The 11530-nt window shown below is 69.5% G+C and carries 9 protein-coding genes and 2 pseudogenes; 5 read left to right on the forward strand and 6 right to left on the reverse strand.

The window, feature by feature from the left end:
- The first annotated feature begins 45 nt into the window (after nt 1-45).
- Complete coding sequence (locus OG299_RS37245; protein WP_327363978.1) at nt 46-993, forward strand: LysR family transcriptional regulator; 948 nt, start codon at nt 46-48, stop codon at nt 991-993.
- A 47-nt stretch (nt 994-1040) separates the two neighbouring features.
- Here OG299_RS37245 and OG299_RS37250 read toward each other — a convergent pair whose 3' ends face one another.
- Nucleotides 1041-1463, reverse strand: coding sequence for a hypothetical protein (locus OG299_RS37250; protein WP_327363979.1), 423 nt, complete (start codon nt 1461-1463; stop codon nt 1041-1043).
- Between the two features lie 291 nt (nt 1464-1754).
- Nucleotides 1755-2555, reverse strand: coding sequence for a maleylpyruvate isomerase family mycothiol-dependent enzyme (locus OG299_RS37255; protein WP_123074729.1), 801 nt, complete (start codon nt 2553-2555; stop codon nt 1755-1757).
- 479 nt (nt 2556-3034) lie between these two features.
- Between OG299_RS37255 and OG299_RS37260 the strand changes: the two are divergent.
- A pseudogene (locus OG299_RS37260) lies at nt 3035-4527 on the forward strand (NF041680 family putative transposase).
- Nucleotides 4528-4534: 7 nt separating this feature from the next.
- Here the strand turns inward: OG299_RS37260 and OG299_RS37265 are convergent.
- From OG299_RS37265 to OG299_RS42860, 4 genes and pseudogenes are all read right to left on the reverse strand, one after another.
- Entirely contained in the window at nt 4535-5098 is a 564-nt protein-coding gene (locus tag OG299_RS37265) for a CbrC family protein (protein WP_327363980.1), read from the reverse strand.
- 99 nt (nt 5099-5197) lie between these two features.
- On the reverse strand, nt 5198-5806 hold the full coding sequence (locus tag OG299_RS37270; protein WP_327363981.1) for a cysteine peptidase family C39 domain-containing protein: 609 nt from the start codon (nt 5804-5806) through the stop codon (nt 5198-5200).
- A gap of 151 nt (nt 5807-5957) precedes the next feature.
- Nucleotides 5958-7193 (reverse strand): enoyl-[acyl-carrier-protein] reductase FabV, encoded by a 1236-nt coding sequence (gene fabV, locus OG299_RS37275; protein ID WP_266633012.1) that lies wholly within the window; start codon nt 7191-7193, stop codon nt 5958-5960.
- A 293-nt stretch (nt 7194-7486) separates the two neighbouring features.
- Nucleotides 7487-7727 (reverse strand): annotated as a pseudogene (locus tag OG299_RS42860) (hypothetical protein); the annotation flags it as partial.
- Nucleotides 7728-8970: 1243 nt separating this feature from the next.
- Between OG299_RS42860 and OG299_RS37280 the strand changes: the two are divergent.
- The 3 genes from OG299_RS37280 to OG299_RS37290 all read left to right on the forward strand — a co-directional run bounded on the left by OG299_RS37280 (nt 8971) and on the right by OG299_RS37290 (nt 11529).
- Nucleotides 8971-9282 carry a VOC family protein gene (locus OG299_RS37280; RefSeq protein WP_327363982.1) on the forward strand — a complete coding sequence of 104 codons (312 nt, stop codon included), beginning with the start codon at nt 8971-8973 and terminating at the stop codon, nt 9280-9282.
- A 273-nt stretch (nt 9283-9555) separates the two neighbouring features.
- The gene (locus tag OG299_RS37285) at nt 9556-10623 is read left to right on the forward strand and encodes a 3-oxoacyl-ACP synthase III family protein (protein ID WP_327363983.1); all 1068 of its coding nucleotides are present in this window, start codon (nt 9556-9558) and stop codon (nt 10621-10623) included.
- 3 nt (nt 10624-10626) lie between these two features.
- A complete protein-coding gene (locus OG299_RS37290; protein ID WP_266633018.1) occupies nt 10627-11529 on the forward strand; it encodes a beta-ketoacyl-[acyl-carrier-protein] synthase family protein in 903 nt (300 codons plus the stop codon).
- Nucleotide 11530 lies beyond the last annotated feature (1 nt).

Here is an 11530-nt window from a genome sequence, read left to right on the forward strand (position 1 = left end):
TGGGAACTTCAGCACGGGATCATTGCCTGAAATGGAATAACGCCTATGAGCAGCAGTGCAGAGCCTGTCATCGACGCCAATCTCGCCGTCGCGTTGAACGCTTTGCTGACCGAGCAGAGCGTCACTCGTGCCGCTGCCCGCTTGCACACGTCGCCGGCCGCCATGAGCCGCACACTCGCCCGACTGCGGCGCATCCTCCAGGACCCTCTGCTGGTCCGGGCCGGCCAGACCATGGTCCCCACTCCCCGTGCCCAGGCTCTGCGCGAGGAGACGGCCGCGGTGGTGCGCCGCCTGGGAGCGCTGCTGGCGCCTGGCGCCGGAGTCGATCTCGCCGTCCTGCGCAGCACCTTCACCCTCCAGGCGGCCGACCTGGTCGGCGCGGCGTTGGCGCCGGGGATGCTGCGGATGGCCCGGCAGGAGGCGCCGGGGATTTCGTTGCGGTTCCGGGCCGAGGAACTGGAAGCCGGGCCGGCGCTGCGCGACGGCCGGATCGACCTGGAGATCGGGTCCATCGACCACGTGGACCCCGAGACCCGGATCGAGGAACTGGTCACCCTTCGGATGGCGGTGGCCGTCCGCCCCGGCCACCCCCTCACCGAAGGGACCCTGACCCCGGACCGGCTCGCTGCCGCCGATCACGTGGTGGTGAGCCGCCGTGGCCGGTTCACCGGTCCCCTGGACGCCGCACTGGCGGAGCGGAACCTGCGTCGGCGAGTCGCCGTCGTCCTCCCCAGCCACATGGCCGCGATGACGCTCGCTGCCCGCAGCGACATCGTCTGCCTCATCCCCACCGCACCCCCCGGCAGCGTTCCCTCCCCGCTCACCGACCCCGCAACCACCCTGGGTCTTCGCCTCCTTGACATCCCCTTGCCCCTGCCGCCGCTGACCATCGGCATGGCGTGGCACCCCCGCCACGCCGCCGACGCAGGCCATCACTGGCTCCGCAACGCCGTTCGCCGGACTCTTCACGCACCTGGCGGTTCGACGGCCTGACGTCACATGCCGATGCTCTCGGGAGGGCCGGGCCGCGCCTGCCCCGGTCAGACCAGCAGGCGGATCGACGGGGCTTCCGCGTCGGTGGCGATCCGCGTCTTGCACTCCCCGCAATGGACGGGGCCGGGGCGCTGGACGTTCGTCTGGATCGAGCCCTTTCCCGAGGACTCCTTGTGCGGGCAGAAGCGGCCGTAGTGCAGGCGGACCCACCGGCTCACCGGCGTCGCCGGGTTGCCGCGCTTGGCGTCGTGGAACGGCGCCCACCAGAAGTCCACGACGGACTTGACCATGAGACGGTCTTCCTCGCTCGTCACGTCGAAGGCCGCGATGCGTGCTGCCGTGAAGTGCTGGTCGTCGCGCCCGCTCACACAGACGGCCCGCTCGGCTCCCCACTTGAGCACGGTCGTCCGGTCGACGCGCTCACAGACGAAGCAATCCAGGCTCAGCTCGATCGTGCGCTCCCAGGACAAGCGATCACGATGAGCCTTCTCCAAGCCTGACAGAACGGCGCTGATCTCCAAGCTACGCAACATCGTGGGATCTTCGCACGGAACAACAGGGCCTCCCGGACCGCACGTTGGATTCGACACCCTTCGAGCTGTCAAGAGGCCCTGCTCTCATGCACGGCATCCAGGTAGACGGTCGGCTTGGTGACGCCCCGAGGCCGCCTCGCGGGTTTGAGCCCGGTGCCGCGACTGACGAACCTGGCGAAGAGTCGTGTCCTACCGGCTCGAGGCGCGGCCAACCGCCCCCGCTACGTCCTACTTCTCCTCCGGCTCCCAGGCGCGGAGCAGGTCGAGCAGCCCTGCGTCTCCGTCAACGTGCAAGGAGTCGGCCTGGATCCGGTCGTACAGGTAGAGGACCAGCTCACTGGCCGTGCCGTGGACGGAGGCGCCGGCTGCGTCCGAGTCTTCGCCGGTCGCGGCGGTGGGCGCGGGGATGCGGGTGATGCGTGCGCCGTCGCCGTCGACGGTGAGGCGCCAGGAGCGGCCCTCGGCGGCGTGGAAGTCGAAGGCCGTGGGCTTGTGCGGCCAGGCACTCGGCGTTGCGCAGACGGTGAACAGGAACTCCTCCACACCGTCAAGTGCCAGCTCGACCGGCAGCGGCTGCGGGGAGCCTCCGGCGAGCTGGGCGTCGTAAGTGTGCACCGCGGTCTCCTGGACCCGGTGCCGGGCGGTACCGCCGGCGGTCTGCGGTGACTGCGACGCGGGCCACCACGTCCAGCAACCGCTCTCCGGTCCCGCCGCGCGCAGGGCGCCCAGCAGAAGCTGCGTCGACGCGTCCAGCCAGGCCAGCAGGGCCTCACGCTCCTGCGGTACTTCCAGCGCGGCGCGCGCGGCGACGGCCTCGGCCGGGGGAGCGTCGGCAGACCCCGCGCCGACGATGGCGGCCCAGAAACGGTCTCCCCCACCCAGGTGCTTCACCAGATCGAACAGCGTCCACCCGGGGCAGGTCGGCACCTGCGCGTCGAGACCGGGCGCGGCGGCGACCACGGCGCGGAAGGCGGTCGACCGTTCATCGATCAGTCGCAACAGGTCAGGGAACTCAAGATTCTTTTCCACGCCGGATGTCTATCACCGTGCTCCGGCGATCGTACAGCGATTTTCACAGTCGCCGCCGGTTGGCCATTGCGGACGTCCTCGCCTCCCACCGCTCGGGTGACAAGCTGCGCACTGCTGCGAGGACGCTGGTCGTGGCGGTACGCCAGGCGTCGTGCCTGTGGGTGCTCTGGCCTCGCCGTGCGGCCGGGCACCTCGGCGAGGTGACGTCCACCCGGTGCGCGCGGTCATGCTGCCGCTCGATGTGATGGACGCGGAGGTCACGATGGCGGGGGGAGGACCGGTCGGGTCTGGAGTTCAGGTGACTCCCGTTCGACGAGCACTCCTCAAGTTCGGAACAACAACAGCCACTTAGCTTGTCGTTTTTGGTCCGCCGTCGAACGGGGCTCGAACTTGTTCGGGGTTTCTCCTGTTCACGGCATGTCCGTGGGCCTGGGGCCTGATCCTGCTGGAAGGAGTGGCGCGGCGGTGGAGGCCGGATCGTGGAACAGGTCGAGCACGGGGTCCAACGAGACGCGTTCGCGGCGGTGACGGCGTTCCGTACCGAGCTGTACGCGTCCCTACTCGCCCGGGGCGACGCCCTCTTCGAGCTGTGCGACGCCTTGCTGTGCACCGACGGTCCGGTCCGTACGCTCGTGGACCTGGCTCTGGCGCCCGAGCACCGGCGTGGGCACGGCGCCCTGTACGCCGGGTTGAACCAGGGCCGGATCGACGTCGCCCGGCTGCGCCGGTCCTTGGTCGGGGTGCCGTTGCCCCGGGCCGCCGACGGGCGCCTCGTGCTCGCGGTGGATGTGTCCCCGTGGCTTCGGCCGGACGCCGACACATGCTCGGACCGATCGTTCTGCCACACCTTCGGCCGAGGCCTGGGCAAACACCAGATGGTGCCCGGCTGGCCGTACTCGATCGTCGCCGCGCTGGAGACCGGTCGCACCTCCTGGACCGCGCTGCTGGATGCGCTTCGGCTGGAACCTGGCGCCGACCTCGCGGCCGTCACCGCCGACCAGGTCCGCGAGGTCGTCGAACGCCTCATCGCAGCGGGCCAGTGGCAGCGGGGTCAACCGGACGTCCTCGTCGTCCTCGATGCCGGCTACGACGCACCCCGCATCGCCCACCTCTTGGCGGACATGCCGATCGAGGTCCTGGGCCGGCTCCGGTCGGATCGGGTGATGCGCAAGCCGGTCCCGGTCCCGTGGATCTGCCCGCCGCAGGGCGGGCGCCCCCCAAAGCACGGCGGCGAGTTCGTATTCGGCGATCCAGTCACCTGGGGCGAGGCGGCGGCCGTCACCTCGACGACGACGGAGCGGTACGGGACCGCGACCGCGCAGGCATGGGACCGGCTCCACCCCCGTCTGACCCGCAGGGCCGCGTGGGGGAACCACGACGGGCCGTTGCCGATCATCGAGGGCACCGTGATCAGGCTAACCGTGGCGAAGCTGCCCAGCGGCGGAGTCAACAAGCCGGTCTGGCTGTGGTGGTCGGGCACCGGAGCCACCCCCGCGGACGTCGATCGGTGTTGGCAGGCATTCCTGCGGCGGTTCGATGTCGAGCACACCTTCCGCCTGCTCAAACAGACCCTCGGCTGGACCCGGCCCAGGCTCCGTGACTCTGCCGCGGCCGATCGCTGGACCTGGCTCGTCCTGGCCGCCCACGCACAACTCCGCCTTGCCGGCCCCTCACCGCAGATCTCCGCCGGCCGTGGGAACGGCCAGCGGAACCGAACAGGCTCACCCCGGCCCGGGTCCGCCGGGGGTTCAGGAACCTGCACGCGAAGACGGGCACGCCAGCCCGTGCACCGAAACCCACCCGACCCGGCCCCGGCCGCCCCCATGGCTCGAAGAACCAGCGGCCCGCCACCCGCTACGCCGTTGGACGCGTGCTCGCCACTGGGGAGTCCTACACCCGACCCGCACACCACAAGAAGGGAACGAAGCCCCGGCGAACGACCAACGACGGCCGTGATCACGGCACGGGATAAGCGGCTGTCAGCCGATGTCCCAAGATGCCAGGCTCGTGTTGCAGTGCAAGCAGCGGAACAGGTAGGCGGTCGGCTCGCCAGTGCGATCCAGCCCCCGCAAGAACTCCTCGGTATCTGCTGGCGACCAGCCGTAACGCCGGTGATCTGCACGGAGCATGGCGAGGGCCTCTGGGTAGGCCTCAAGCTCGCGATACCCGGCAGGGCCGAGAAAGGCCGCGCCGTCGCCACAGTGGTACAGCCAGGCCTCCTGCTGCCAACCCGCAAAGCCGGGAGTGCGTCGGGTGATTTCTTCGACGACCGACAGAGGCACGTCGTCGGGGACGTCAACGGCATCGCTGAACATCGCAGCCATGTCGGAGTCCCCATCGCCTCCGCCTGAGATGCTCAGGGCCAGCGACGCTGCCCCGGACTGGATGCAGTGAAGGCAGAGAGAATCAGGTTGCCGACCGTAGACAGGTCCTTGATAGCGGATCTGTCGATCCATGCCACAGACACTGCAGACATGGTCGGTGCGCAACGCGGACCCGGAGGCCAGCGGATCGGGGTGGTATCGAAAGGTCGGCTCTGCCACGGGACCATCCTCCCAACCAGAAGCGGGCACCGCGAAGCCGGTATCCGTTTCCGCGATGCGGCACCCGCTCACGCGAAGATCAGAGGTTAAACGGCAAGCTTAGGCCAGGGACACCCCTCGGCCGGCGAAGAACTCGGCGAACTCACCTACGGGCAGGGTCGCGCTGCGGGCCTGCCCGGTGTGGCCGGACGGGTTGCGGAACTGCACCGTGCCGCCATGGCGGCCGGTGACGAGCACGAGGTGCCCGCCCTTGCCCGGGGCGGGGTTCTGGGGGCGGCGGATCTCCTTGTGGACGGAGGCCATCACCAGCCGCCCGGAGTCGAGCAGTGTGAGGAGGTCGGGCATCGCCAGGTGTGGGTGGACCTCTGCGGCCAGGGCGTGCACGTCACCCACGTATTGGACGAACGGTGCGTAGATCAGGCCGTGGATCGCTCCGGTGTCCGGGTCTTCGGTGTAGGCCCCGTACTTCCGGGCGCCGTCGAGTAGTTCGAAGAGGGTGGGCGCGTCACCGTTGCGGGCGAGGAGCGCCATGCGCAGACAGGCGATCCCGCACATGTGGCCGCACCACCGGCGGTACGTGTCGAGGTCGGGGGCGCCGGACTCGGCCCAGCGGGGATCGGCTCCGCTGTCGCGGCCCTCGTAGACGAATGCCGCGATCAGGTCCGGGCTGGCGTACTGCGTGATGGTGGGGAACTGCGGTTCGGACACGTGCGGATCCCTTCCTGTGGGCGGGCTGGTCACGGGCGACGGAACGCGAGCAGGTCCACGCCGCCACCACAGAGCCCCCCGATCCTGCCCGACTCGCAGGCGGGGGACGTGGCCGCGGCGGACGGCTGCAGGCGCATGCGCCATGCGCTCGCTAAGCCCTGCTGCCCGGCCTGGAGAGGGTGTGGTCGGGCCAGGGGGTGTCGGTGGCGACCGGCGCCGTGTAGTCGATGCCGGGCACGGAGAATCCGTAGAGGCGTCGGACCTCAGCGCGGAACCAGTCGAGGTCGGCCAGGTCGGCGATGGTTGCCGTGGTGGCGGTCTCCCAGCGTTCTGCGACGGCCGCTTGGATGTCGTCGGTCAGTTCGAAGGTGTCCAGGCGGATACGGCCCTCGTCGTCCAGGGCGAGTGGGGCGGCGCCGGTGAGCTGGTCCCACAAGGCGGCGAGCTGGCGGATCGGCGGGACGAGGTCCTCTCCGAGGACGCCCCGCAACAGGCCGGTGTACAGGGCGATGCCGGGGATCGCGGTGGAGGACTGGGTGACGGCGGCGCCGTTGACGGAGGTCACGGCCCGCCCGCCCACCGTCTTTTCGAGTCGATCGTTCAAGGTGCGGGCGGTGGCCTCCAGATGGGCCTTGGCCGCGCCGATGGTGCCCTGCCGGTAGATTGCCGCCGTCAGCGACGAACCGATGTAGGACAGCGCGGCGGTGGCGAACCCGTCGGCAAGCAGTCCTCGTGCGGCAAGGTGGTCGATCCAGCGTTCCCAGTCCGCGCCGCCCATCACGGCCACGGTCTGCTCCACGTCGTCGCCCTCGGCCGGTCCGGTCTCCACCTCGCGGACCTCGGGAACACCTTCGTCGTCGAAGACGAGGGTCTTGGTGCGGTTCGCCTGGCCGATCGGCTTGAGGACGGAGGCGTAGGTGGTACCGGTCTCGGGGTCGGTTCGCCGGGGCGCGGCCACCGAGTAGATCAGGTAATCCAGTCGACCGCCGAAGCGCTGCTCGATGAGGTCGGCGACCTGATCCTTCATCGAGTCGGAGAACGCGTCGCCGTTGAGGAAGACCAGGTCCCGCCCTGCGCTGCGGGCGATATCGGCGGTGGCCGCGGTGCGATACCAGCCGGCCGTCGCGGTACGCCGCACGGTGGGGGCTTTCTCGAAGGACACCGCGATGCCGCGGATACCGGCGCGCTTGAGTCCGGCAAGCGTGGCCGCGAGGCCGTATCCGGCCGAGGAACCGATGACCAGCGCGACCGGCCCGTCGCCCTCCGGCACGCCATCGGGGGCGGGGCATGCCTGCCACATGTCGGCCACCAGCTGCCGGCAGCCCGCCGGGTGGGAGTCGAGGAAGAGGAAGCCCCGGTTGCGGGGGGTGAGAACACGCTCGCTCACGATGACAGTCCTTGGTTCGGTCGGGACACGGACGCGGCGACCGGTCCGGCCCACCACGCCCTGCAAGTCTGGGCCGGTTTCCCCACAAGCGGTGGCCGCGCCAGGAACAACGATCATGAGCCGGTCTTGGAGTGTTCCACCACTTCCAGCCGAGCAAGAGGCAGCCCTGACCTGCTGGGCACCGCCGTTCAGGCTCACCCGATTCGCCTCTCAGAGGTGGGTCGGTGAGGAACGGCGGTGCTCGTGCAGGTCCCAGCCGGTCCCCGGCCCGCGCAGCGCGGTGTACTCGTCCAGTCCAGGTCCTCGATGTTGACGTCCAGGATCTCCTCCGCCCTCCCAGAGGTCCCGTAGAGCATCCGCCACAGCGACTTCTCCCTCAGATGCACCTCGCGCTGAGCGATGAGCCGGTCGATCGCCATCTTCGAGCGGGCGGGAGTTCCAGATGTTGACCGCCGCGGCGCCCGACAGTAGTTCCAGGGCCTCGCCGATCTCGTCGTCCGCCCCCCCCGGACAGTGAGGGCCTTGCCGCTCGGCGGCTGTACGGCGGTGGGCACCGCTTCCCCTTTGCCACGGATGACAGGGCCGCTTCACGCAGCGACCGGAGAACATCACCGCAGGTGACGGATCAAGCTGTTGGTAATGGCGACGGTGATTCGTGAGGGGTGAGCATCCTCCTCCGCAGAACGCGTGGAGACTGGTACCAGGGCGCGGCCGTCCTCTCGTAGCCTGTCGACGTGACCCGCCATACACCGCCGCGGCCAGTGGACGTTGAGCAGCTGTTTCCCGAGGTAGCGCCCCTTCGGAAAGAGTCCGTGCGGCTTCACCCACGTGCGGGTGCACCGACGTGCGGAGATAGCTCGGTAGGGGGCCCGCTGCTGTGGCCCGCCGAGGAAGCCTGGCCGCTGTGCCCCGAGCATGAGGGGGTGCCGATGGTGCCGGTCGTGCAGATCTATCGCGCCAGCGTTCCTGGCATCGTCCCGTTTCCCGAAGGGTGCGATCTGCTCCAAGTCCTCTGGTGCCCACGGAAGCACAGCGACCACCGGTGGGTCGTTCCGCACATTCAATGGCGAGAGGCGGGCTCGGTCGGGAAGGCGCTGGAGACTCCGCCAACCCCGACTGAGCCATGGGAGAACTACGTCCCGCTTCCTTGTGTGGTGCATCCGGAGCTGGTGACGGAGTATCCCTACTGGGATCTTCCTGACGACATGTGGGACGAGTTGGAGTTCCGATTCTTGGACCTGGACCAGGGAACAGGCTGGGACTATCAGAGTCACCTCTCAACCGCACCCGGGACGAAACTGGTTGGATATCCCGGCTGGTGCCAGGACCCAGAGTGGCCAGAATGTGCTGAATGCGGGAACCGCATGGAGCACCTGCTGACAGTGGAGAGCACAGAAGCCGACGCTGTATCCCGGCGCGCCTGGACGCCGATCGAAGAGGGGCAAACTCCCTCCGCGGGCCCGGGCCCGGGCCCGGGCCCGGGCTTGGTCTTGGGTGACCTGGGCGGTGTGTACTTTTTCGAGTGCCACGTCTGCCCCGGGCGTCCATTCGCACACCGCTACGACTGCTCGTAGTGCACGAGCACGCGCTCAGTTCCTACGAGGTCACGCATCATCGGATTCGACGCGTGAGCGCGGCCGGACGGCCCGGCGTGCAGAGCACGACTCGGTTGCGTTCGGTGCGGAGATCGGGAAGGCTCGTGCGCATGGTCTCGGTGGTGCAGAACGTGGCGATCGACTGTGCGGATGCGTACGAGCTGGCCCGGTTCTGAAGCAGTGTGACGGGCCGTCCGCTGCATCCCGGGGCGAAACCGGGTGACCGGGAGACCCAGGTGCTGTCGGCGGAGGGCCCGGCGCTGTACTTCAACCAGGTGCCCGAGGCCAAGACGGTCAAGAACAGGCTCCATCTGTGTCTGCGCCCCGAGACCTCGCGCGACCAGGAGGTGGACCGGCTGCTGGGCCTCGGTGCCACCTTCCTCGCTGACCACCGGAATCCTGATGGTTCCGGCTGGGCGATCCTTGCCGACCCCGAAGGCAACGAGTTCTGCGTCCTGCGCAGCGAGTCCGACCGGGCGGCCACGAACTCCTGACGCTCTCGCGTTCCCGGGTCGGGCGCAAGGCCGAGTCGGGCGGACCGAGTAGTTCCGGACAGGTTTTGCGCACCGTGCGTGATGTTCCGGCCGACGATCGGAGTGGCGGGAGGTGCCACGGCCGGGTGCTGGCGAAATGCGGTCCATGGGATGACTGGCTGGTAATCGACCCATCTGCACCCTTCAAGTCCTTTTGCGGGACGGGCGGGCTGATCCCTACGCTACGGTAACTTCGCTGTCTGTAACGGGGATGTCCCATGGAGAACGCGAAGCATGAACACCAGCACACTGAATCGCCACAGCCGGTTAGAGGCCCTGGGGGCCCACGTACCCGAGACCGTGTTGACCACCCGGGAGCTGACCGAGGGGATAGCCGCCGTCCGTGACGCGGACCTCCAGCGGATCACCGGAGTCGCCGAGCGTCGGGTGTACGACCCGGATCCGGCAGCCGCCGAGAACTCCTTCTCGATGGCCCTGTCCGCCGCGCGGGACTGCCTCGCAGCCTCCCGCTACGAGGCCGCCGACCTCGACGTCGTCATATCGGCCTCGATCACCCGGTTCACGGACGGCGGCCGCTTCACCTTCGAACCGTCCTTCGCCTCCCTCCTCGCCCGCGAGCTCGGCGCGCGAAAGGCCATCCACTTCGACGTGTCCAACGCCTGCGCCGGCATGATGACCGGCGTCTACCTGCTCGACCGCATGATCCGCTCCGGGGCGGTACGCAACGGCCTGGTCGTCAGCGGCGAGCAGGCCACCGCCGTCGCCGAGACGGCGGCCCGCGAGGTCACCGACTCCTACGACCCGCAGTTCGCCTCGCTCTCCGTCGGCGACTCCGCGGCCGCCGTCGTCCTGGACACCTCCACCAACGAGGCCGACCGGATCCACTACGTGGAACTGATGACCTGCTCGGAGTACTCGCACCTGTGCATGGGGATGCCGAGCGAGCGCAGCCAGGGCATAGCCCTCTACACGGACAACAAGAAGATGCACAACCGCGACCGGCTCAAACTGTGGCCGCGGTTCCACGGGGACCTCCTGGCCAAGCAGGGCCGGGAATTCACCGACGAGGCATTCGACTACGTCATCCAGCACCAGGTCGGCACCCGGTTCATCGACTACGTGAACCAGACGGCCGAGGCCGAGTTCGGTGCCGCCATGCCCACCTCCCTCGCGGTCGTCGAGAAGTACGGGAACACCGCCACCACCTCCCACTTCCTGACGCTGCGTGAGCACCTGCGGGCCGGCACCGCCCGCCCCGGATCCCGGTTCCTCATGGTCCCCGCCGCCTCCGGCGTGGTGACCGGCGCCCTGTCGGCCACGATCACGAACATGGGGGTCTGAGCCATGGGAATGGTCATCGCCGCAGCCCACACCGCCACGCACCACGGCGCCGGACCCGCCTCCGCCGTCGAACTCGCGAGCCGCGCCGCCCGCGCCTGCCTGGAGCAGGCGCAGGTCTCCCCGTCATCCGTCGGCGTTCTCATCAACGTCGGCGTCTACCGGGAGTCCAACACCTTCGAACCGGCCCTCGCGGCCCTGGTCCAGAAGGAGGTCGGCATCAACCTGGACTACATCGCCGACCCGGTCCCCGCCGCAGGCTTCTCCTTCGACCTCATGAACGGTGCCTGTGGTGTCCTCAACGCCGTACAGCTCGCACAGAGCCTCCTCGACACCGCCGCCGCCGAACGCGTCCTGATCACAGCCGCCGACGTGCACCCCGGCGGCGACGCCCGCCGCGACCCCGACTACCCGTACGCGGACCTGGCAGGCGCCTTCCTCCTCCAGCGCAGTGCCGACCCCGACGCCGGTTTCGGCCCCGTGTCCGTGTACGCGGGCGACGGGCCCACCGACACCGAGGGGTACCTCGACACCGCGGCCATGGGCAGCGACGGCCGCTCCCGGATCACGGTCCGCCGTACGGAGGGCCACGGCGCTCGGCGCAGCGCGCTCGCCGCCGCCTGCACCGTCGGGTACGCCCGCGAGCACGGCATCGACCTGAACCGTACCCTCGTGGTCGGCCCGCGCGCCGGGAGGGACACGGGCGTCGGTGAGGACCCGGGCGCGGCGCAGGACACGAGCGCCGCTGAGGACATCGGCGCCGGCGAGCCGCACACCGCGGCGCCGATCCTCGGCTACCTCCAGGCCCTCGCCGCCCCGCGCCCCAAGGACTGCGACCGGCTCCTCCTGGTCGCCGCCGGCGCCGGCCCCAGCGCCGCCTGCGTCGCCTACCGGCCCGAAGGCTGGTGAC

Origin of the sequence: Streptomyces sp. NBC_01296 (assembly GCF_035984415.1) — a bacterium.
In the GTDB taxonomy this organism is placed as follows: domain Bacteria; phylum Actinomycetota; class Actinomycetes; order Streptomycetales; family Streptomycetaceae; genus Streptomyces.

Excerpts from the sequence above, each read along its gene's own strand:
- OG299_RS37245 (WP_327363978.1), top strand. The coding sequence starts at position 46 with ATGAGCAGCAGTGCAGAGCCTGTCATCGACGCCAATCTCGCCGTCGCG.
- OG299_RS37285 (WP_327363983.1), top strand. The coding sequence starts at position 9,556 with ATGAACACCAGCACACTGAATCGCCACAGCCGGTTAGAGGCCCTGGGG.
- OG299_RS37290 (WP_266633018.1), top strand. The coding sequence starts at position 10,627 with ATGGGAATGGTCATCGCCGCAGCCCACACCGCCACGCACCACGGCGCC.